Raw genomic sequence first — 20,538 nt, 5'->3', positions numbered from 1 at the left:
CTTTTCTATTTTGTGCGGTATTTTCAACCGCTACGACAGGCGGCCAACCTTTTTTCAGTGAGTGCCTCGTAAACAAGTGAAGCGATTGAGAAAAATGGTTGCGGGCCTGAACGCGAGATTTTGAAATGCTTTAAGCGAATAGGGGCATCCTTAGATACAGGAGGAAGATAAAACATGGCTAAATACATTTTTGTGACCGGAGGCGTGGCATCCTCCCTTGGCAAAGGTATCACGGCTTCCGCATTGGGAAGATTGTTGAAAAACCGGGGGCTCAAAGTGACGATCCAAAAGTTTGATCCATATATCAACGTCGACCCGGGCACGATGAGCCCATACCAACACGGCGAAGTGTTTGTGACCGACGACGGCGCGGAGACCGATCTCGACCTCGGCCACTATGAACGTTTCATTGATATCAACCTGAGCAAAAACAGCAATGTTACGACGGGGAAAATCTATTCTGCCGTCATCAATAAAGAGCGCCGCGGCGATTATCTGGGTGGGACGGTGCAAGTGATTCCGCACATCACCAACGAAATCAAGGATCGCGTTTTCCGGGCGGCGCGCGAGACAGGTGCCGATGTGGTCATCACTGAGATCGGTGGTACAGTTGGCGACATCGAAAGCTTGCCGTTCTTAGAAGCGATTCGCCAGATTAAGAGTGATGTGGGCCGTGAAAACGTCATGTACATCCATTGCACGTTGGTGCCGTTGATGAGAGCTAGCGGCGAATTGAAAACCAAACCGACGCAACACTCGGTCAAAGAATTGCGTAGCATTGGGATACAGCCCAATGTTATCGTCTGCCGCACCGAATATCCGTTGGCTGAAGAAATCAAACAGAAGATCGCTCTTTTCTGCGATATTGATCGTGAAGCTGTTATTGAAATGTGCGATGCGGAAACGTTGTATGAAGTGCCTTTGATGGCGCAAGAACAAGGGTTTGACCAAATTGTGGTCGACCACCTGGGTTTAGAATGCGGCCAAGCAGATATGACTGATTGGATCAAGCTGGTCAATAAAGTGAAAAATTTGGCGCATACCACCCGCATTGCCATCGTTGGTAAATACGTCGCTTTGCACGACGCATATATGAGCGTGGTGGAAGCGTTGCGCCATGCCGGGTTTGAGCGCGACACCGATATTGAGGTCAAGTGGATCAATGCCGAAGAAGTGACCGATGAGAATGCCGCTCAGATGTTGGGGGATGTGAACGGGATTCTGGTGCCGGGCGGATTTGGCGACCGCGGCATCGAAGGGAAAATTGCCGCTACTCGCTACGCTCGCGAAAACAACATTCCTTTCTTGGGCATTTGCCTAGGCATGCAGATGGCTTGCGTCGAGGGTGCCCGCCATGTGCTTGGGCTGGAGGGGGCCAATAGTTCGGAAATCGATCCGTCTACCCCTTATCCGATTATCGACATTCTCCCTGAGCAAAAAGAGATTGAAGAAAAAGGCGGTACCATGCGCCTCGGCCTCTACCCATGTAAGCTTACGCCGGGTAGTGTGGCTCACCAAGCGTATGGCACGGATCTGGTGTACGAGCGCCATCGCCATCGGTATGAGTTTAACAACGAGTATCGCGAAGAGATGGAAAAAGTGGGTTACCGCTTTTCCGGCACCTCGCCAGACGGCCGGTTGGTGGAAATTGTGGAATACATTCATCACCCTTGGTTTGTCGCTGCCCAATTCCATCCTGAGTTCATCTCTCGTCCTAACCGTCCGCAACCGCTTTTCCGCGGGTTTGTGACGGCCGCGCTAAACGCGAAACTGAAAGAGCATGTGAATGCCTAATTTCAACCGCCAAACGGGATCAGCTGATGATTGCGGCGCCGCAACCATCGGCTCTTTCCGCGTTCCAGGCGACAAAAACCCAGTCAAGCGGGATGTTCCCTGTTTGACTGGGTTTTTCTATGGTCAAGGCGCTGTTCAGAAGCTTAAGCGCCGTTTTAGATGCGGTTGTAACTTCAAATAAAGCGGGATGAAAATCGCGGTCACAAGTACGCCTTTGAGCAAGTTAAACGGGGCGATACCAAACATGATTAAGGCGAATTTTTGTGAACCGGATACTGTCCAATGGATCAGTTTGCTGTAAAGCGGGAAGAAGACATACCAATTGGCCGAAGTCATGACGACCGCGCTGATCACCGTGGCGGTGGCCAAGCCGTATATGAGCCCTTTCAATTCTCCCACTTTGCGAGCGATGATGGAAGTGACAGCGACAAAGACGCTGCCGGCGAGGAAATTAGACAGTTGCCCGACAGGGATAATGCCGGTTTCACTGCCGCTGAAGAGGAAGTGTAGGAAGTTCTTGAAGAACTCCACCAACACCCCGGCCAACGGCCCATAGAGAAGTCCTGCGATTAAGGCAGGGACTTCGCTGAAATCAATTTTTAAAAACGTTGGGAAGCCGGGCAACGGAAATTCTAGTTTTTGTAAGATAAATGCGATGCCCGCCATCAAAGATAAAAAGATCATTTTTGTCAGTGCTTGCGATCGTTGCATCAGAACACGCTCCCTTATTTGTGCTTCTGATGACAACGGGTACGAAGGCCTGAAAAAGGTAAGAAACCCCGAAAGATGGTGTGTCCATCTTCGGGGTATCAGAAAGAAAGGTGCAAACAACCCATTTTATTGTAAAAGGGCAGACTCCACCCTGGGTCGTGTACCTTGATTTTCGTACGCGTCATCATCCTTCTCCCATCCAGACTATACTGTCGGCTTCGGAATCACACCGAATCCACCGCTTGTAAGCGGGTCACGGGCTTAGGGAAACGCATTTCCCATCACCGCCGGTCGGGAATTTCACCCTGCCCCGAAGGATATCCCTATGTTATTGTCTTGCATTCCTCGTTTTTATATTATAAATGACTCCAACACGATCGGGAAGGGGATTCTGTTAAATACGCTTGCATCCATCAAGCGATCAGGGCGGATCATGGTGAAAAACCGGGGCATCCCGATGGATGATCATTTTTATCGCTTATGATTAGAAAATTCATTATAATGAAATAAAAAGGTGAAAAGGCGAGGTGGTTGGAATGGAACCGCAATTGCAGCCGCAAACCCAGCGGCCAGTGAAACCGAAGGAAAAACCGGAAACAGCATGGCGCTATGTCCTCTCGTTTGTATGGATGATTTTGTTCACGGCGATTGCGTTCATCGTGGTCGGCGGAGGACTGGTTGAATCCAAAACGGCCATTTTTTGGGTGCTGATCATTTCGGCTTCGATTCAGGTAGTGTTGCAGCTCTTTACATTCATGCACCTAAATCAAAAAGGGTATGGCATTGTCATTCTGTTCATGGGGGTAGGGTTGGTGATTGCGGTCGTGTCCGCCGTCGGCATGGTGTTAATGTAATGCCGGAGAGGGGCGCATGTTTGGTATGTTCTTTCTCCCTGGTGGAACCCTAGAGATAGATTCTGCGGGTTGAAGCGAGGGAGGCAAGATGCAACATGCGGTTAGTTCATGCACATTTGGATCAGTTGGATGAGATCTTGGAGATTTACCGGCATGCGACACGCAAGATGAATGAGCAAGGCATTACCCAATGGGCGGATGATTATCCCAGCGAAGAACTGGTTAAGGATGACATTCAGAAGAGAAATCTCTACACCCTGCTTGATGAAGATCGGGTGGCGGCTGTCGTCGTGTTGGATCAGGAATATGAGGATGCCTATGAAAAGGTTTCTTGGTCAGATCAATCTGGACGTTTTTTGGTGGTGCATCGATTGTGCGTCAACCCGGCCATCCAGGGAAGGGGAGTATCTCGCATCTTGATGGGGGAGATCGAACGGTTTGCCAAGGAGCACGGGTACACCAGCATCCGATTAGATACACAGATCAAGAATGAAAAAGCGATGCGGCTCTATATGGTGAATGAGTATGAGCAAAAGGGGATTATTTATCTTAGAGGTAGCGACGATCCGCACATGGCGTTTGAGAAGCAATTGGACTAAACACCGGCAACCTTCCGCTTTGTGAAGGTTGTTTTGTGCATCCAAACAAAAAAGCCCGCCCACGGGGTAAGTGATCGGGTGGGCGGACGGGACGGGTGTTATCTTCTCTTCGCTTTGACCACGTTGATTTGTTCCAATTCCCTCTGGGTGAGGGGTTGCGTATAAGCAAAGCTTTTCCTTGGGGCACTTTTGAGGAAGCCAGCTGCCGGTCTGGAGGAAGAGGTAGGTGGGATGGCAATTCTCAGCCCGAACGTCTGCATGGCGAATTGAATGGGGAAGCACAACGAACGGGTCATGTTGGAAGTGGACGAGTAATGAACAGCAGCGGCGAGATTGTTCGTTTCCCCGATCCAGACGGAACCGGAATCACCAGGGCCTCCTACGACGCCATCACCCCGAACGATGGTTTGGTTTTCAAACATGCCGATCCCGAATGAGTATTGGATGCGCGTTGTCGCGTTGATAGACTCTACTGTCCCTGTGCCGAAGCCCGATGTACGCCCCGTCTTCTTGAGGCGTGTTCCCACAGGGTAGCTGGTGAAATGACCCGACAACACAATCCGTTCCCCTGTGTTGCCCAACAGATAACGGGGATCCAACAGGCTATTTTGGTCGGCAATGGCGATGGAAGCGTCCAAGAAATTGACAGACGTCGTGCTGATAATTACCGATTGGAAGGTTCTGCCGATGCGGTCCGTTCCCGGCTGCCCACCATCCGATCGGCCCGGCTGAATCACTTCATGAAAAGAGGTGTCATTGGTCGGGTTGAGCACATGGGCGTTGCTCAGCACAAACAGGCGCGACGGATTGGGGAAATTGACGGTAATCACTCCCGCTGTGCCGGTGCCGGCAGTGGCCGTGCCCACGCTAACGCCCCCGGGGACAGGACGCAACCGGGTTTGAAAGATCGGTTGGGCTGCAACCAATTTGTCTGTGTAGAATCCTCCACTTCTGATGAAACGGATCGGAACGTTGGATGCGGCGCCGACGGTTCGTTCCATGCTAGCCTTCAAAGTGGCAAGTCACTTTGAAGAAATATTTCTCTCCACATAAACGATGGTGCCAGCTCCTTGGGACGGTTTTCGGGTTGGCATATCCCACACCAATCCCATGCACATCGCTGTGGCTCGACACTAACTTAGAAAGCTTATTTTTTTGCGTGGTAGCTTCAAAGAAAGTAGCCATATTTCTACTCCTTTCAATAGAGATATTCTAATTTATGAGATTAGTTCTCTATTTGATAGGAGTAGATGCACATTTTTATAGAATAAAAAGAGAGATTGGGCGCTGGATGTTGCCAATAAAAAAGCAAGCGTCTGCTTGCTAGGGCCTGGCGACTGAAACACCGTCCGTTTCCGCTTCCGCTACCGTTTGGGGCGTGACGGGCCAATCACATTGACTCGTGAAGATGTAATTATTTTTGCCACTAAGTGCCGATGGACAAGCGAAGAAGCCGCCGTACATCATCACTGGGTATGCCTAGCTGTCAAAATGGGCTTCCACGCGGATGTTCTTCATGAATGACTCAAATTGATGAGGAACGCTGTGTAGTCCCAACGCATGCCAACCGCGGCTGGGTTCCCAACGCAGATAAATCCGGGCGGCTTCCAGGATTTTGTTGCGATCTCGGGGGTCGATCACTTTGAGTTGTACGGTTTCAACAGGTGGGCGGCGTTTGGTGAAACGGGACTTGTATATGGACAGGAAATAAACGGTGTCCGTGGGCTTAATTTTCCCTTCCAATTCATATTTCCGCATGATTTGCCCCAAAAACGCATGGTCACGGTGATAATCATACCGGCTCATCGTTCTGAAAATGGCGTGGGGATAGCGGGACAAAAAGTAATCATACACCTGGCGCACAGCGCGTTCTGTAAAGCGTCCGTTGACCAGACTGCGCACATGTACGCGGTCGCGGGGAATGCCCAGTTGCTCCGCCGCTGCGTAAAACTCCCTCACCCGGTCGCGGGCTAGATCTTTTGGGCTGTAGTAGCCGTCGGGGTCATTGACGTCAAGCGCGCTGTGATAAGTGTTGTGCCAAACGCAATAGACGGGGATTTTAACCACTTTGCCTTTTTTTGTCACTTCGCGGAAGCCATTGATCACGAAGCGGGCTCCGCTGTGTTCGCCGCCGCTCATCAACACCAAGTGAACTTCGTAACCCATCCGTTGCCGATTGACGATATCTGGTGACATGGACAGGATTTCGTCATCGGCATGGGGCACAAAATAAATGGCTACCGGGCGCGGTTTCGGTTGGTTCGCGGGAGCGGAATGGGGGATCGGGCGGCTTTGCGCGGCTACAATCTTGCCCAAAAAGAAGCCAACCATGGCGAGATTGATCAGAATGAGGGTTAACCAGAAGATAACCTTGCGTTTTTGTTTCACTCCAGCAGCTCGTTTCATGCCCATCTTCCTTTTTCGCGAGTCAATGTCGAATTATGAAGATTCATTACTTCTCATCATAATCCATTTTAAGGAAAATGGGAATAGCGGCCTGATGGTAAAAACGCTCGTCATTTTAGCAGTGAAAAGACCAAGCAGACGGTGACACAATCGCTTCCGGCTCTCAGGTTGCGGGTGTTTGCATGCAAGAAAAAAGAGTCCCCTTTCAGATGTTGGGGACCCTCGTAGATCAATAATGCATGATCATCGATTTATCTCTAAAGTAAGAGTCGAATTGTTGTGGAACGCTATGGTAACCCAGCGCCAGCCACCCTTTCAGCGGTTCCCATAGGCTGTACACTTCTGCAGCGTGTTGCAGACGCTTTGCTTCGTCTTTGCCCATCGGCCCTACCTTTATTAACTCAACAGGCAACTTGCCGAACTTGGTGAACCGAGTTTTATAAATGGATAGAAAATAAGCCGTATCCGTGGGATCGATTTTCCCTTCTTTTTCATACTTCATAAGCACTTTGCCCATCATTGCATGATCAGGGTGATAATCGTACGGACTCATGGTGCGGAAAATCGCATGCGGATACCGGGCGATGAATTCATCGTAAATGGCGCGTAGCCCTTCTTCGGTAAATTTGCCGTTGACTAATTCATAGGTGTGGGTGTTTTCTTTGGGGATGCCCAAGCGTCGGGCGACTTCATAAAATTCGCGGATTCTCGCATCGCCAAACTCCTTGGTATCCAAATAATGATCTGGATCTCTTAGTTCATCAGCACTGTGATACGTGTTGTGCCAATGGCAGAAGACGGGATGCTTCACCTTCTTTTTCCCTTCCCACATTTCTCGGAAGCCGTTGACTACGAACCGGGCTCCACTGTGCTCGCCGGGGCTAGCCAATACCATCTGGATGTCATAGCCCATGCGTTGGTGGTTGACGATGTCCGCTCCCATGGAGAGCAATTCGTCATCCGCGTGTGGCACGAAATAGATAGCGACTGGTTTTGGTTTTGGCGTGCTGGTGTCCAAGATTTTTTGTGGCTTGTTTTCTGCGGACACGATGGACACCAAAGAACAGCCCAACAAGGACAGGGTGAGAATGGAGAAGGCAGCGAATAGTGAAAGTCGTAAAGTGTTTTTGCGTTTACACAAATTCATGCCCATCGTCCTTTATATCTAATTTTATATGTGATGATAACAGGTGGTTTTTATAGGAAAGAGGTAATGCCCTTGGGAAATGATATCTACTCAATCATAATACATTCTGAGCCGTCTAATGATGACAAGATAATGACAATAAAGAGGTTTATTGTCATAAAAAATGATAGATTGCGCGTAAGATTTAAAAGGGGTGGATGAAGGTCACACAGGGGAAGTTGGTTGGCATTGCGCCTGGGCCAGCGGGGATGTGAATGCCGAACTTCGGCAGCGGGCATGGGTGAGGGCGCAGGGGTGTCGCCATCCAGTACATGGGGCCCGTTGCCTGCGTTCGGCGGTGGATGTAGGAGGTTGGCTTATTGCTCTATTTGTTGCTTCAGACGTTGCAATTGTTTGACATGATGAAAGCGGGAAGGCAGGAAGGCGAACCATTCCTTTGGTTTTGACGCCGCTGTCCGAGATTGGACTGTGCACTTGAAGTGTAGGCGGCATTGCTTGGATGTCAGGGGTTCCAGCCGATAGATGATTTCTTCAGAGAGAGAACCTTTATTTATCTTCACCCCGTATATGTTCGGATGATAATATTCGATCACTTCCCCATCGAGCTCCAAGGTGTTTTTGCCTTGGCGCACGGTTTGGGTGAATCGAATGCCAACCGGATTCTCCGGATTGTAAAGCTCCAGCCATTTGGTCTCCAGCAGCTCGGTTTTCCACTCTTGTTGTTGTTGAGGGTCCACCAGCCAATGAAATACCTCTTCAATGGGTGCGTTAAATTCAATTTGATAGGTAAATTGCATGGCTTTCCTCCTTTATCGCTGCCAAGGTTGCGGCGCGAGCGATGTCGTCAGCGCGCTTGCCAACTATGAATAGAGTAACATGTTCGAGATTTGATAGAAAACCGAAATGATTGAAACCGATTTTCATGTTTTTTTGCTTCTTTGCAGGAAATAGCGTTGCCGATAAAAAATAATAGTCATACATATTCACTAAGATAAACTAATAGACCTAGGGCGTGTCTGACAAATCGCGGAAAAACCTTTTCCATGTGAGCGCCTCATCACGTGTGAAGCAAATGAGTAAACGGTTTAGAGCCGCAAAAAACGCCCGCATAAAACCCAGTTAGAGAAAAGCCGAGCTGAAGGGAGGGGATCGTCGCGCATGGATAATAAAAAAGTGTTGGTGGTCGACGACCAATATGGCATCCGCCTGCTGTTGAAAGAAGTGTTTTCAAAAGATCAAATCCTCTTCTATCAAGCGTCCAACGGCAAGCAAGCATTGGAGATTATTCAGATGGAAAAGCCGGATCTCATCCTGCTGGACATGAAAATGCCAGGAATGGATGGATTGGAGTTGTTGCGCCGATTGCGCAAGTTTGATGCCAAGGCCAAAGTGATCATGATGACGGCGTATGGAGAGTTGGATATGGTGGCGGAGGCGAGCCGTCTTGGAGCGCTGACCCATTTCACCAAACCGTTTGACATTGAGGAATTGCGTTCAGAAGTAATCCGGCATTTGGCTTCATGAATTCAACGCGGAGAGAGGGAGACAGCATGATAGAATCGAAGATCCGCTTGCGCCTTAGCCAAGCGGACGCGCACTATGGCGGGAATTTGGTGGATGGTGCCAAAATCATGTCGCTGTTCGGCGATGCGGCCACGGAGATATTGATCAGGCATGATGGGGATGAAGGGTTGTTTGTAGCTTACGATATGGTTGAATTTCTGGCGCCGCTGTATGCAGGCGATTTTGTTGAAGCGGTTGGCCGTTTGGAGAAAGTCGGCAACACCAGTCGGAAAATGACGTTTGAGGCGTACAAGGTGATTGAAGCGGGAACAGATCCCGCCCGTCCGTACGCAGCGCGCGTACTTGAACAGCCCCTTTTGGTAGCCCGTGCTTCTGGCACGTGTGTGGTACCAAAAGGACGATAGGCTGGTTTTTTTTGTGTTGGGAGGGGGATATACATCATGCAAAAGTTAGTGATCACAGCGGCTTTGGTCGGAGCGGAAGTAACCAAAGAGGATACGCCTCATTTGCCGGTGACTCCGGATGAGATTGTGCAGGCGGCGGTGGAAGCGTGCCAGGCTGGCGCCTCGATCATTCACCTGCATGTGCGGGATGCGGAGGGACGGCCTACACAAGATAAAGAGATTTACCGCGAAGTGATAGAGGGAATCGAACGACACACGGATGCCATCATCCAAGTTTCCACTGGTGGGGCGGTGGGTATGTCGTCGAAAGAGAGGTTGCAACCATTGTCACTTCGGCCTGAGATGGCTACGCTCACCACGGGCACGGTCAACTTTGGGAATGAGGTGTTCATGAATTCACCGGAGCAACTTCAATTGTTTGCGGAGGAGTTTGAGCGATACGGTGTCCGGCCCGAATTTGAAATTTTTGACGTGGGCATGGTGGCCAATGCGCTCCGTTTGGTAGAACGCGGCTTCTTCACGGGACATCTCCACTTCGATTTTGTGATGGGTGTGCCTGGAGCCATCCCCGCGACGCCGGAAAACCTGCTGCACTTGATGCGCCAGTTGCCGGAAGGAGCGACATGGAGCGTAGCTGGTGTGGGCCGCGCGCAATTGCCGATGGCAACACTTGGCATCCTGTGGGGTGGGCATGTCCGCGTGGGTTTGGAGGATAATATTTATTACAGAAAAGGGGAGCTGGCCACCAATACCCAATTGGTGGAACGGGTCGTCCGGCTGGCCACGGAATTGGGAAGACCAGTCGCCACACCGCAAGAAGCGCGGCAGATCTTACACCTCACCCGCAATAACTTTTATTGATGCGATTACCCAATTCGAATTCGTAGTGTTATAATGTCGAAATGACACAATAAGTTTATCTTTTTGAAGGAGGCTTTCACATGCCGCTTGTATCAATGAATCATTTTTTACCTCAGGCAAAAAAAGAAGGATTTGCGGTGGGGCAGTTTAACGTGAACAACCTGGAATATTTCCAGGCGATCACTGAGGCTGCTAAAGAGGAGCGCTCTCCGCTTATTTTCGGTGCAAGTGAAGGCGCCATCCGCTATGTTGGGCTGAACAACATCGTTGCCCTGGCGAAAGTGGCTGCGGAGGAATCCGGACTGCCGATTGCATTGCACCTTGACCACGGCAGCAGCTTTGAGATGGTTATGAAGTGTATCCGGGCTGGTTTCTCCTCCGTAATGTTTGACGGATCACACTATCCATTTGAAGAAAATATCCGTTTGACCAAAAAAGTGGTCGAAGCCGCCCATGCCGTCGGTGTTTCTGTAGAAGGTGAATTGGGTACCATCGGTGGAGTGGAAGACGATCTGGATGTGGCAGAAGAGGATGCGACCCTGGCTAATCCGGAACAAGCCATCCGCTTCTGGGAAGAAACCCGCGTAGACGCAATGGCAATTGCTGTTGGTACAGCTCACGGTATGTACAAAGGCGAGCCAAAAATCCGTTACGACATCATCGAGAAAGTGGCCAAAAACATCGATGCACCCATCGTGTTGCACGGCGGTTCGGGTGTACCGGATGAATCGATCAAGAAGGCCGTTTCCCTCGGTGTGGGCAAAATCAATGTGAACACGGAAAACCAAGTAGCCCAAGTGCAAGTGATCCGGGAACTGCTTGACAAAAATCCGGACATGATCGATCCGCGCAAATACTTGGGACCGTCCCGCGAAGCGATTAAAGAAGTGGTTAAAGGCAAAATGCGCCTGTTTGGAAGCTCCGGCAAAGCTTAATTTCACCCTGGGCCAGATACAGTTGGCCCGGGCTTTTGCCCAATCATTCAGTTGTTAACGAAGGGGATGGAGACATGAAGTTTTTCTTGGATACCGCCATCGTAGATGAGATTCGCCAAGTGAACGAATGGGGATTATTGGCCGGGGTGACGACCAATCCCAGCTTGGTAGCCAAGTCCGGCCGTGTATTTGAAGAAGTGCTGTCCGAAATCTTGACCATTGTGGATGGGCCGGTGAGCGCCGAAGTGATGAGCCGCGAGGCCCGGGGCATGATTGAGGAGGGGGAGAAACTCGCTCGCCTTTCCGAAAAGATCACCATCAAGATCCCCATGACCATTGAAGGGTTGAAGGCGGTTCATCATTTCTCTAAGAAAGGCATCAAAACCAATGTCACGCTCATCTTTTCCGCCAACCAAGCGTTGATGGCAGCACGTGCCGGGGCTACGTTTGTAAGCCCGTTTGTGGGACGCTTGGATGATATCAGCCAAGACGGCATGCAGTTGATTGAACAAGTATCCGCGATTTTTGATACGCATCGCATCAACACCGAAATCATCGCGGCCAGCATTCGTCACCCTATGCATGTGACCCAGGCGGCTCTGGCTGGCAGCCATATTGCGACAGTGCCTTACAAAGTGCTGGAGCAGATCGTTCGCCATCCCCTGACGGATCAAGGGATTGAAAAGTTTGAAGCCGACTGGAAAAGCGCGATGAAGAAGGGCAAATGAGCATGCGGAAGGCGGGAAAGGGATTCCCGCTTGCGGCCACTTCTGCTCAGAGCGGCCGTCTTTGGCGCGCTTAAAAGTCAGCCCAATCGCCCCGGAGCTTCCATGGGGTGTTTGGATAGGGGGGCGATTGGGCATACCATGGTTAAAGATGGGTTGAATTGAAAAAAGAAACATGTTTTTCTTGGAAAAGGATTTCGCGCATGCAAGGCGAAGATGTTTTGTGTACACTGTAGATTCACAAGTGAAACAAATGTTCATTAACATCTCTCTTCTTTTTTCTGCTAAAGTAAAGTAGTTGGGGGTACTGTTGAAAGAATAAAACGTTACCGGTTACTGGACAGAATGTTTTGTTTTCCGTCTGTCTCCATACAACCTGCCCTTCATTCTGAATTGTTCCATCGTTCTCCTGCGAACCATCTCCTCTCAATCGAAGTTGACGCGGGTGCGCCGCTGTCAATCATTGCCACTTTCCCTTTTCAGCGTGTATCTGCCACGTGGGTTGCATGCCGTGCGTTTGATTGCCACAGGGAGGAACCATCCTTCATCCTGTCTTTTTTCTTTCTTTTGCCACTTATTGTTTTCATACGGTGGAACCTTGTTTGTGACAACCGAACCAACTCGCGACCCAGCCTGTATATGCACGGATAGGCCGTGGATGGAGTATGACCTATCGGGTGAAATGTGATACTCTAATCCTATACATGTGACATACTAAATGAAGATGCGAGGGGATTACACATGGCAATGATGGAACGAAGTTTGACAATGGAATTGGTTCGTGTGACAGAAGCAGCGGCGATCGCTTCGGCGCGGTGGATGGGATTCGGGAAGAAAGATGAAGCCGACGGGGCGGCCACGGAAGCGATGCGCAAGGTGTTTGACACCATTCCGATGCGCGGCACGGTTGTCATCGGTGAAGGGGAGATGGATGAAGCGCCCATGTTGTATATCGGGGAGCGGCTCGGTTTGGGGTACATGCCGGAATTGGATGTCGCCGTAGATCCGCTTGAAGGAACGAACATTGTGGCCAAAGGGTTGTGGAACGCCCTCTCCGTCGTCGCGGTGGCTGATCGCGGGTGTTTGTTGCATGCGCCTGACATGTACATGGACAAGATCGCGGTGGGGCCGAAAGCAGTCGGTTTGGTTGATCTTGACGCACCTGTGGTTGACAACTTGAAAGCGGTGGCGCGCGCGTCGGGCAAAGACATGGATGATTTGGTTGCCGTGGTACTGGATCGTCCGCGCCATGCCAAGCTGATTGAGGAAATACGGAACGCCGGGGCACGGATTAAGCTGATTCCAGACGGAGATGTGGCGGCGGCCATTCATACGGGATTCCCAGATACGGGCGTGGACATTCTATTTGGCTCAGGCGGAGCCCCAGAAGGCGTGTTGGCAGCTGTGGCTCTTAAATGCTTGGGTGGGGAGATTCTTGGGCGCCTGATGCCGGAAAACGAGGAACAAGTTCAGCGTTGCCTGAAGATGGGCATTTCCGATCCAAACAAAGTCTTGCGCATGGACGATCTCGTCAAAGGCGACGATGCCATCTTCGCGGCGACTGGGGTGACTGATGGCGAATTGTTGAAAGGTGTCCGTTATCAAGGGAACTTGGCGAAGACGCATTCCGTTGTGATGCGCGCCAAAACAGGAACCGTGCGTTTTATGGAAGGTACCCATCGACTTGAGAAAAAACCAAACCTTGTTTTATAATACCCTTCTTCCTCTCTGTTTGGCGGAGGAGGGATGAAACTAGAATCGAGTGGTGATGGTACCCATGGAGCTCACCTTGAGCGAATTGGAGAATCGCCGGTTGGTCGACTTGTACAAACTGGCAAAAGAATATCAAATTCCTTATTATTCACAGCTGAAAAAGAAAGAACTGATTTTCGCGATATTAAAAGCAAAGGCGGAGCAAGACGGGCTGATGTTCATGGAAGGCGTGCTCGATGTCCTGCCGGAAGGGTACGGTTTTTTGCGGCCGATCAACTTCCTGCCCTCGTCGGAAGACATTTATATTTCCGCTTCCCAGATCCGTCGCTTTGACCTGCGCTCAGGCGACTTGGTATCGGGAAAAGTGCGTCCGCCGAAGGAAAATGAGCGTTATTTTGGTTTGTTGCATGTGGAGGCGGTTAATGGCGAAGATCCGAATGTCGCTGCCGAGCGTTTGCATTTTGCGGCGTTGACGCCCCTCTATCCAGAGCAACGCTTGGTGTTGGAGACGACGCCAGAGCGGATATCGACGCGGATGATGGACTTGATCGCTCCGGTGGGGTTGGGGCAGCGCGGTTTGATCGTAGCCCAGCCCAAAGCGGGGAAAACGATGTTGCTCAAAGAAATCGCTAACAGCATTACAGAGAATTATCCGGATATCGAGCTGTTTGTGTTGCTGATTGATGAGCGGCCCGAAGAAGTGACTGACATGCAACGCTCCGTCAAAGCGGAAGTGGTGAGCTCCACGTTTGATGAGTTGCCCGAAAACCATATCAAAGTGGCTGAGTTGGTGTTAGAACGGGCGCAACGGCTGGTAGAGCACAAGAAAGATGTCGTGATTTTGCTGGATAGTGTCACACGGTTGGCCCGCGCTTACAATTTGGTCATCCCGCCGAGCGGGCGCACGTTGTCCGGGGGGATTGATCCCGCTGCGCTCCATCGTCCCAAGCGTTTCTTTGGAGCTGCCCGCAACGTGGAGGAAGGCGGAAGTTTGACAATTTTGGCGACGGCCTTAGTTGAGACCGGTTCACGCATGGATGATGTCATCTATGAAGAGTTCAAAGGGACAGGCAATCTGGAATTGCATTTGGATCGCAAGTTGGCAGAACGCCGCATCTTTCCCGCGATCGATATTCGCAGATCTGGCACGCGCCGCGAAGATTTGCTCTTGAGCAAGACGGAGTTGGAAAAATTGTGGGCGCTGAGGAAATCGCTTAACGATGCGCCGGATTCCACGGAGGCGCTTGTCAAACGGCTGAAACAAGCCAAAACCAATGAGGAATTCTTAGGCTCCCTGGAGTTGAAATCCCCCCGCCAAACCACTCCTGTTTCATGAGCGGCACATTTCACTGACATATCGAGCGAGTGCCTCACATAAGATGAAACCGGGTGAATGTATACCCGACACTTTCATCTTTTTGTGAGGTGCTGACATGTCTTCCAAACGCGCATTGTTGGCTTCTTCCCTCGCTGTTACCACATCGGCTTCATGGATGTTCGGAACAGACAGACATCCGGTTGTCTCCGCGGAGTTGCTGGAGGGAGCGGATGGGGAACCTGAGCAGAAACAGATAGCCGAGGAAGCGATCTTTCAATATCTCAATCCGGTCATGGCGGTGGCCGAAGGAAATCTGGCCGCTAGGGTGGAGACCAAGCCGTTGGTTTACGAGGTGAAGCAAGGAGACACCCTGATGGAGATCGGCCAGCTATTTGGCTTGGACTATCATGAGATTGCCCAAGTCAATCGGTTGCCCGACCCCGACCGATTGCGTGCAGGGCAAAAGCTGACGATTCCGCTGACCAAAAAATGGATTCGCCTCAAGCAGAGCGATTCCGTCGCGCGGTTGGCCAAAGAGTATCAGACAGTGCCGGAGCTGATCCGTTATCTCAACCCGGAACTGGCCGACGCCGAACTGGCATATATTGGCCAATTGATAGCGGTTCCGGTGCGGATGGCCCCTCCGCCGAAGCGGGTCAAGGAAAATCGCGGAAATGCGGCGCGATTGGCGACAACACCAACGCGGCAATCGAGTGGGGAGTTTGTCTTTCGTTGGCCTGTAGCCGGACAGGTCACCAGCAACTTTGGCTGGCGTAATGGGCGGCAACATAAAGGGATCGATATCTGGAGCCCGGCGAAAGAGAAAGCGGAGATTCATGCATCGCTTAGTGGACAGGTTGTCCAAGCGGGGTATGTGAACGGATATGGGAATTTGGTGGTCGTGGATCATGGCGGAGGCTGGGTCACGTACTATGCGCACTTGAGCCGGATTACAGTTAGCAAAGGCGAGCAAGTCGCGACGGGGCGGGTTTTAGGCTTTATGGGGATGACCGGCAGGGCAACCGGGTATCACTTGCACTTTGAGGTGCGCAAAGGAGATAAAGCAATTAACCCATTGCGGCTATTGAGATAATTGGCATTCATTTATTTTTTGTGAACAGACACCGCCTTGCTTCCTGCTGTTAACCATGCTATAATGTTGCAGTGATTTTCTAGAAATCGTGCGAATAACTTCTCTGCATTTTGTGGGGAGTGAGTCACAGATGGAATGGCTAGGAAAAGAGGTGAAAAGCATGAAAGCAGGAGTTCATCCGGCATACAAAATGACGACTGTTACCTGTGCATGTGGAAATACATTTGAAACCGGATCTACCGTTGAGAACTTGAGAGTGGACGTTTGCTCCGAGTGCCATCCTTTCTTTACTGGTAAACAAAAAATGGTAAATGCGGGTGGTCGCGTAGACCGTTTCAAAAAGAAATACAACCTCAAATAATGAGATTGTTGGCGTTAAAACCTGCCAGGCAAGCCGATCGTTGGAAGCTTGCCTTTTTTGTTGCGAAGAAAGTCGATCCAGGGACATCCTGGATTTTTTTGTGCGGGAAAACTTGTAACTATCCGTTTTCGTCAAGATCGGTTAAAATGACAATTTGTAACGAACACGGACGGGAGGAACGAGAGTGAAAAGCGAACGGCTTTACATCAAGCGCCAGGGCTGGATCGAGATTATCTGCGGTGGGATGTTTTCCGGGAAGAGCGAAGAGTTGATCCGCCGGATTCGACGCGCCAAAATCGCCAAGTTGCAGGTGATGGCTTTTAAGCCGGCCATTGATGACCGTTATCACAGTGAAGCGATTGCTTCGCACAACGGTTTGATCGCCGATGCCCATCCGGTCAGCAGCGCAACGGAACTCATGTCGCTGATCACATCGGAAGTAGATGTGGTGGCCATTGACGAAGTGCAATTTTTTGAACCGGAAATTGTAGAAGTCTGCCAGGATCTGGCCGATCAAGGGAAACGCGTAATCTGTGCGGGACTGGATCAGGACTTCCGCGGAAAGCCATTTGGCCCTACCCCCCTCTTGCTTTCCGTTGCTGAGTATGTGACCAAGTTGCAAGCGATCTGTGTGAAATGCGGGGCTCCGGCCAGCCGGACCCAACGCTTGATTGACGGCCGGCCCGCCGCCGTAAATGATCCCGTCATCCAAGTAGGGGCTTCCGAGCAGTATGAAGCGCGCTGCCGCCATTGCCATGAACTGGTTGTCCGCTGAATAAAAAAATCTCAACACAGCAATGCGCGTGTTGAGATTTTTTGCCGTTTGGCCCTTATCCAGCCAACATATAGAGCAGGCCGAGGGTGATATTGTAGGTTGCATGGATGACCATGCTCAACGTAGTGTTGACGCGTAGGCGAGCAAACGCCAACGCCAGCGCCACGAAGAAAATCATCAGGGTGGACAGGCTGAGCCCGTAGTTAGTGTGGATCAAAGCGAACAACACGCTGGTGTAGACGATGCCGAAGCGGGGCAAAAGTGCTCCGCGGAAGATGAGTTCTTCACCCAAAGCGGCCGCCAATCCGAGTGTGAGCACACCGGGGATGGAATCGAACAAGGGGCCTAGCATCTTGGTGGTCAGATCGTTCACATTTTGGTCCACGATCGGTCCGAATAGGGTTTCCACCCATGTCATCAAGGCTGGAAACAGGGTGAGCGCGGCGCCAATGCCGATCCCAGCAAGGACTTGTTTCAATGTGAGAGGGCGCACGCCAAGGCGCTCCAGTACTTCTTTCCCATTGCGGCGGGTCAGCCACCCTGTTCCGATAAAGGCGAGTAAGGCGAATAAAATGTTTTGCGACCAGATGGAGGCAAACGTATAGGACGCTGCCACGTTTGGTGCGGTGGCGTCATTGATCAGGCCGAGTCCGATGGCGACGGTGACGAAAAGTTGAACCCAGACCACCATGCTGAAAGATAACGCCATCGTATGTACCCGATGAGCAGGGTCGATCGGCAACACCTTTCCGGCCAAGAACCGGCGCAACGACGGGATGAAGACGAGCATGCCTACTAAGGACGGAATCCACAAGCTCATACCGATGGATGCATGCTGGCTAGCAAAGTGATTGACGATGCGTTCAGAATAGATGCCTTGGAGGGTGTGTGCCAACTGCCCGCCTTGGAAGTGGGCGATAAGGCCGAGCAAAAAAACGATGGCAAAACCGAGAGCCATCAACATATAAAGAACCAAGGCGAACTCTTTTCCTTCGCGCGGATGCTCTGGTGTGCGCGAACGCTCGGCGAGATTGACCAAGTAGAACAAGATGATGATCGGGCCAAACACGGTCAGGTTTTCAATGATTGCAGAAAGTGCTTCGTACATGTATCAGTGTTCTCCCTTTAACTTTTCTGTCATTTTCTATCATCATAACATTATCATTGGAACGGTGTCTTTGGTTTCTTCCAAAAAAGGTGCGGGATGTGGTACAATCAAATAACGTGTTTATAGAGTCGGATCTGCATGGGCGTTGGCGTTGGGTGGGAAAGCGCATCCATATTCCAACGGGTCGGCGATTTTATGATATGTGGGAGTGAGAACTGTGTTAGATCGTTTAGAGGCGATTCATCAGCGATATGAAGAACTGAGCCGCTTGCTATGCGATCCCGAAGTTATCAGCGATAGCAAGAAATTGCGGGAATATTCCAAGGAACAATCGGGATTGGAAGAGAAAAATCAAGCGTATCTAGAATATAAAAATGTGGTTGAACAATTGCGCGACGCAAAGGCGATGTTGGAAGAAAAGCTGGATGATGAGATGCGCGAATTGGTGAAGGCGGAGATCGAAGAATTGACGGCGAGCAAAGAAGAGTTGGAAGAACGGATCAAGATCCTCCTGTTGCCGAAGGACCCCAACGACGAGAAAAACGTCATCGTCGAGATCCGTGGTGCGGCCGGCGGGGAAGAGGCGGCGCTGTTTGCGGCAAACTTGTACCGGATGTACACCCGTTACGCCGAACGCCAAGGTTGGAAAGTGGAGCTGTTGGAAGCCAATGCGACGGGATTGGGCGGATTTAAGGAAGTAGTCTTTTCCATCCAGGGGCGTGGCGCTTACAGCCGGCTGAAGTATGAAAGCGGCGCCCACCGAGTGCAGCGCGTGCCGGAAACGGAGTCAGGCGGCCGGATTCACACCTCAACGGCGACGGTGGCGGTGTTGCCAGAAGCGGAAGAGGTGGAAATCGAAATCCACGATAAAGATTTGCGGATTGACACCTTCTGTTCGAGCGGCCCTGGCGGCCAAAGCGTGAACACAACGCAATCGGCGGTGCGGATCACGCATATTCCGACGGGGATCGTCGTATCCTGCCAAGATGAGAAATCGCAGAACAGCAACAAGGAAAAAGCGATGCGGGTTTTGCGGGCTCGGCTGTATGACCTCAAGCAACAGGAAGAGAACGCCAAGCTGGCCGACGCTCGCCGTAGTGCGGTTGGAACCGGGGACCGGAGTGAGCGGATTCGCACGTACAACTATCCGCAAAGCAGGGTGACGGATCACCGCATCGGCTTGACCCTGCACAAGCTCGATTTGATTTTGGATGGTGACTTGCAGGAAGTGATTGATTCCCTGATTTTGCATGAACAGACGAAACTGCTCAGCAAAGAGGCGCAGTGAGCGAGTTTGCCAAAGGAGTCGGTGGGATGCATAGGGAATATACGCTGAGAGAAGCCTATCGCCGGGCTTCTTCTTTTTTGCAGGACAACGGGGCGGAAGAGAATGCAAATTTTGAGGCGGAATTGCTGATCCGGCGTCTGGTAGGCTTGGATCGAACGCAATTTTTCATGCATTTGTCTGACCCGTTTCCGGCGGACTTGGCAACAAAGCTGGAGGAATGGCTCAGGCGGCGGGCGGCGGGGGAGCCGTTGCAATACATTGTGGGTGACCAGGAGTTTTACGGAAGGGTGTTCCACGTCAGTCCGGCTGTGCTCATCCCCCGGCCGGAAACCGAATTGCTGATTGAAGCGGTAATCGATGAGGCTGGGCGGCGTTTTGCTGAGGATGCGTTGCGTGTGGTTGATGTGGGGACGGGCAGTGGCGCGATTGCAGTGACATTGGCGCTGGAGAAGCCACAATGGCATTTGACGGCGATCGACTTATCGGCCTCCGCACTGGAAGTGGCTCAGATGAATGCTGCGAGGTATGGGGTCAGAGAGCAAATCTGCTGGCTTCAGGGCGACTTATTGGCGCCGGTGGGGGCAGGACTATCCGACATCGATATTCTGGTCTCTAACCCGCCGTATATTCCGTCTCAGACGGTTTATGAGCTGGAGCGGCAAGTGCGCGACTTTGAACCACACCTTGCCTTAGACGGTGGCGACGACGGCCTATCTCCCTATCGTCGCATGGTGAGCGCCCTAGCTTCGGTGAAAGCGGGTCCGAAGCTGATCTGCTTTGAGATCGGGGCCGACCAGGGGCGCGCGGTGGCAGAGCTTTTGGGCAATGTCTGCCAAGAAGTGACGGTAAAACAAGATTTGGCTGGCCTAGATCGAATCGTCGTCGGGTGGCGTTCTGCAGTAGGGTGAAAATTACAAAAACA

21 protein-coding genes and 1 riboswitch are annotated in these 20,538 nt (G+C 51.3%); of the genes, 15 read left to right on the top strand and 6 right to left on the bottom strand.

Annotation, left to right across the window (positions count from 1 at the left end; genetic code table 11):
* Nucleotides 1-174 precede the first annotated feature (174 nt).
* Nucleotides 175-1,794 (top strand): CTP synthase, encoded by a 1,620-nt coding sequence (locus tag CLV36_RS03975; RefSeq protein WP_106341807.1) that lies wholly within the window; start codon nt 175-177, stop codon nt 1,792-1,794.
* Between the two features lie 135 nt (nt 1,795-1,929).
* Here the strand turns inward: CLV36_RS03975 and CLV36_RS03970 are convergent, their stop codons facing one another.
* Nucleotides 1,930-2,505, bottom strand: a complete 576-nt coding sequence (locus CLV36_RS03970; RefSeq protein ID WP_106341806.1) for an ECF transporter S component — start codon at nt 2,503-2,505, stop codon at nt 1,930-1,932.
* Between the two features lie 183 nt (nt 2,506-2,688).
* Nucleotides 2,689-2,827, bottom strand: a riboswitch (FMN riboswitch).
* A 214-nt stretch (nt 2,828-3,041) separates the two neighbouring features.
* On the opposite strand from CLV36_RS03970, the gene CLV36_RS03965 reads away from it, so the two are divergent.
* On the top strand, nt 3,042-3,359 hold the full coding sequence (locus tag CLV36_RS03965; RefSeq protein ID WP_106341805.1) for a cytochrome C oxidase subunit IV family protein: 318 nt from the start codon (nt 3,042-3,044) through the stop codon (nt 3,357-3,359).
* 95 nt (nt 3,360-3,454) lie between these two features.
* Entirely contained in the window at nt 3,455-3,958 is a 504-nt protein-coding gene (locus CLV36_RS03960; RefSeq protein WP_106341804.1) for a GNAT family N-acetyltransferase, read from the top strand.
* A 98-nt stretch (nt 3,959-4,056) separates the two neighbouring features.
* Here the strand turns inward: CLV36_RS03960 and CLV36_RS03955 are convergent, their stop codons facing one another.
* The 4 genes from CLV36_RS03955 to CLV36_RS03935 all read right to left on the bottom strand — a co-directional run bounded on the left by CLV36_RS03955 (nt 4,057) and on the right by CLV36_RS03935 (nt 8,308).
* The gene (locus CLV36_RS03955) at nt 4,057-4,959 is read right to left on the bottom strand and encodes a hypothetical protein (RefSeq protein ID WP_106341803.1); all 903 of its coding nucleotides are present in this window, start codon (nt 4,957-4,959) and stop codon (nt 4,057-4,059) included.
* Nucleotides 4,960-5,437: 478 nt separating this feature from the next.
* The gene (locus CLV36_RS03945; RefSeq protein ID WP_181352815.1) at nt 5,438-6,364 is read right to left on the bottom strand and encodes a PIG-L deacetylase family protein; all 927 of its coding nucleotides are present in this window, start codon (nt 6,362-6,364) and stop codon (nt 5,438-5,440) included.
* Between the two features lie 229 nt (nt 6,365-6,593).
* The gene (locus CLV36_RS03940) at nt 6,594-7,511 is read right to left on the bottom strand and encodes a PIG-L deacetylase family protein (RefSeq protein WP_181352814.1); all 918 of its coding nucleotides are present in this window, start codon (nt 7,509-7,511) and stop codon (nt 6,594-6,596) included.
* Between the two features lie 356 nt (nt 7,512-7,867).
* Nucleotides 7,868-8,308, bottom strand: coding sequence for an SRPBCC family protein (locus CLV36_RS03935; protein WP_102993661.1), 441 nt, complete (start codon nt 8,306-8,308; stop codon nt 7,868-7,870).
* Nucleotides 8,309-8,669: 361 nt separating this feature from the next.
* On the opposite strand from CLV36_RS03935, the gene CLV36_RS03930 reads away from it, so the two are divergent.
* From CLV36_RS03930 to CLV36_RS03885, 10 genes are all read left to right on the top strand, one after another.
* On the top strand, nt 8,670-9,035 hold the full coding sequence (locus CLV36_RS03930; RefSeq protein WP_022737358.1) for a response regulator: 366 nt from the start codon (nt 8,670-8,672) through the stop codon (nt 9,033-9,035).
* 26 nt (nt 9,036-9,061) lie between these two features.
* Nucleotides 9,062-9,439, top strand: coding sequence for a 3-aminobutyryl-CoA ammonia lyase (gene kal / locus CLV36_RS03925; protein WP_154986025.1), 378 nt, complete (start codon nt 9,062-9,064; stop codon nt 9,437-9,439).
* A 36-nt stretch (nt 9,440-9,475) separates the two neighbouring features.
* On the top strand, nt 9,476-10,300 hold the full coding sequence (kce, locus tag CLV36_RS03920; RefSeq protein WP_102993659.1) for a 3-keto-5-aminohexanoate cleavage enzyme: 825 nt from the start codon (nt 9,476-9,478) through the stop codon (nt 10,298-10,300).
* Nucleotides 10,301-10,380: 80 nt separating this feature from the next.
* The gene (gene fba, locus CLV36_RS03915; RefSeq protein ID WP_022737361.1) at nt 10,381-11,235 is read left to right on the top strand and encodes a class II fructose-1,6-bisphosphate aldolase; all 855 of its coding nucleotides are present in this window, start codon (nt 10,381-10,383) and stop codon (nt 11,233-11,235) included.
* Between the two features lie 74 nt (nt 11,236-11,309).
* Complete coding sequence (gene fsa / locus CLV36_RS03910; RefSeq protein ID WP_102993657.1) at nt 11,310-11,963, top strand: fructose-6-phosphate aldolase; 654 nt, start codon at nt 11,310-11,312, stop codon at nt 11,961-11,963.
* A 747-nt stretch (nt 11,964-12,710) separates the two neighbouring features.
* Nucleotides 12,711-13,673, top strand: coding sequence for a class II fructose-bisphosphatase (gene glpX / locus CLV36_RS03905; RefSeq protein ID WP_106341898.1), 963 nt, complete (start codon nt 12,711-12,713; stop codon nt 13,671-13,673).
* A gap of 64 nt (nt 13,674-13,737) precedes the next feature.
* On the top strand, nt 13,738-15,009 hold the full coding sequence (gene rho, locus CLV36_RS03900) for a transcription termination factor Rho (RefSeq protein ID WP_106341799.1): 1,272 nt from the start codon (nt 13,738-13,740) through the stop codon (nt 15,007-15,009).
* A 97-nt stretch (nt 15,010-15,106) separates the two neighbouring features.
* Complete coding sequence (locus CLV36_RS03895; protein WP_102993655.1) at nt 15,107-16,084, top strand: LysM peptidoglycan-binding domain-containing M23 family metallopeptidase; 978 nt, start codon at nt 15,107-15,109, stop codon at nt 16,082-16,084.
* A 160-nt stretch (nt 16,085-16,244) separates the two neighbouring features.
* Nucleotides 16,245-16,445: a 50S ribosomal protein L31 gene (gene rpmE, locus CLV36_RS03890; protein WP_102993931.1), complete on the top strand. Its 201-nt coding sequence runs from the start codon at nt 16,245-16,247 to the stop codon at nt 16,443-16,445.
* 184 nt (nt 16,446-16,629) lie between these two features.
* The gene (locus tag CLV36_RS03885) at nt 16,630-17,220 is read left to right on the top strand and encodes a thymidine kinase (RefSeq protein WP_223247994.1); all 591 of its coding nucleotides are present in this window, start codon (nt 16,630-16,632) and stop codon (nt 17,218-17,220) included.
* Between the two features lie 55 nt (nt 17,221-17,275).
* Here CLV36_RS03885 and CLV36_RS03880 read toward each other — a convergent pair whose 3' ends face one another.
* Nucleotides 17,276-18,328: a CPBP family intramembrane glutamic endopeptidase gene (locus CLV36_RS03880; protein ID WP_102993654.1), complete on the bottom strand. Its 1,053-nt coding sequence runs from the start codon at nt 18,326-18,328 to the stop codon at nt 17,276-17,278.
* A 217-nt stretch (nt 18,329-18,545) separates the two neighbouring features.
* Between CLV36_RS03880 and prfA the strand changes: the two genes are divergently transcribed.
* Nucleotides 18,546-19,616: a peptide chain release factor 1 gene (gene prfA / locus CLV36_RS03875; RefSeq protein ID WP_102993653.1), complete on the top strand. Its 1,071-nt coding sequence runs from the start codon at nt 18,546-18,548 to the stop codon at nt 19,614-19,616.
* Nucleotides 19,617-19,642: 26 nt separating this feature from the next.
* Complete coding sequence (gene prmC, locus CLV36_RS03870) at nt 19,643-20,524, top strand: peptide chain release factor N(5)-glutamine methyltransferase (RefSeq protein WP_102993929.1); 882 nt, start codon at nt 19,643-19,645, stop codon at nt 20,522-20,524.
* Nucleotides 20,525-20,538: the final 14 nt, after the last annotated feature.

It is taken from the genome of Laceyella sediminis (assembly GCF_003003125.1).
Classification (GTDB): Bacteria; Bacillota; Bacilli; order Thermoactinomycetales; family Thermoactinomycetaceae; genus Laceyella; species Laceyella tengchongensis.
The sequence above is the reverse complement of the archived record's forward strand: the minus strand, read 5'-3'. Positions and strand labels throughout refer to the sequence as shown.

Excerpts from the sequence above, each read along its gene's own strand:
- CLV36_RS03975 (WP_106341807.1), top strand. The coding sequence starts at position 175 with ATGGCTAAATACATTTTTGTGACCGGAGGCGTGGCATCCTCCCTTGGC.
- CLV36_RS03970 (WP_106341806.1), bottom strand. The coding sequence starts at position 2,505 with ATGCAACGATCGCAAGCACTGACAAAAATGATCTTTTTATCTTTGATG.
- CLV36_RS03965 (WP_106341805.1), top strand. The coding sequence starts at position 3,042 with ATGGAACCGCAATTGCAGCCGCAAACCCAGCGGCCAGTGAAACCGAAG.
- CLV36_RS03960 (WP_106341804.1), top strand. The coding sequence starts at position 3,455 with ATGCGGTTAGTTCATGCACATTTGGATCAGTTGGATGAGATCTTGGAG.
- CLV36_RS03955 (WP_106341803.1), bottom strand. The coding sequence starts at position 4,959 with ATGGAACGAACCGTCGGCGCCGCATCCAACGTTCCGATCCGTTTCATC.
- CLV36_RS03945 (WP_181352815.1), bottom strand. The coding sequence starts at position 6,364 with ATGAAACGAGCTGCTGGAGTGAAACAAAAACGCAAGGTTATCTTCTGG.
- CLV36_RS03940 (WP_181352814.1), bottom strand. The coding sequence starts at position 7,511 with ATGAATTTGTGTAAACGCAAAAACACTTTACGACTTTCACTATTCGCT.
- CLV36_RS03935 (WP_102993661.1), bottom strand. The coding sequence starts at position 8,308 with ATGCAATTTACCTATCAAATTGAATTTAACGCACCCATTGAAGAGGTA.
- CLV36_RS03930 (WP_022737358.1), top strand. The coding sequence starts at position 8,670 with ATGGATAATAAAAAAGTGTTGGTGGTCGACGACCAATATGGCATCCGC.
- kal (WP_154986025.1), top strand. The coding sequence starts at position 9,062 with ATGATAGAATCGAAGATCCGCTTGCGCCTTAGCCAAGCGGACGCGCAC.
- kce (WP_102993659.1), top strand. The coding sequence starts at position 9,476 with ATGCAAAAGTTAGTGATCACAGCGGCTTTGGTCGGAGCGGAAGTAACC.
- fba (WP_022737361.1), top strand. The coding sequence starts at position 10,381 with ATGCCGCTTGTATCAATGAATCATTTTTTACCTCAGGCAAAAAAAGAA.
- fsa (WP_102993657.1), top strand. The coding sequence starts at position 11,310 with ATGAAGTTTTTCTTGGATACCGCCATCGTAGATGAGATTCGCCAAGTG.
- glpX (WP_106341898.1), top strand. The coding sequence starts at position 12,711 with ATGGAACGAAGTTTGACAATGGAATTGGTTCGTGTGACAGAAGCAGCG.
- rho (WP_106341799.1), top strand. The coding sequence starts at position 13,738 with ATGGAGCTCACCTTGAGCGAATTGGAGAATCGCCGGTTGGTCGACTTG.
- CLV36_RS03895 (WP_102993655.1), top strand. The coding sequence starts at position 15,107 with ATGTCTTCCAAACGCGCATTGTTGGCTTCTTCCCTCGCTGTTACCACA.
- rpmE (WP_102993931.1), top strand. The coding sequence starts at position 16,245 with ATGAAAGCAGGAGTTCATCCGGCATACAAAATGACGACTGTTACCTGT.
- CLV36_RS03880 (WP_102993654.1), bottom strand. The coding sequence starts at position 18,328 with ATGTACGAAGCACTTTCTGCAATCATTGAAAACCTGACCGTGTTTGGC.
- prmC (WP_102993929.1), top strand. The coding sequence starts at position 19,643 with ATGCATAGGGAATATACGCTGAGAGAAGCCTATCGCCGGGCTTCTTCT.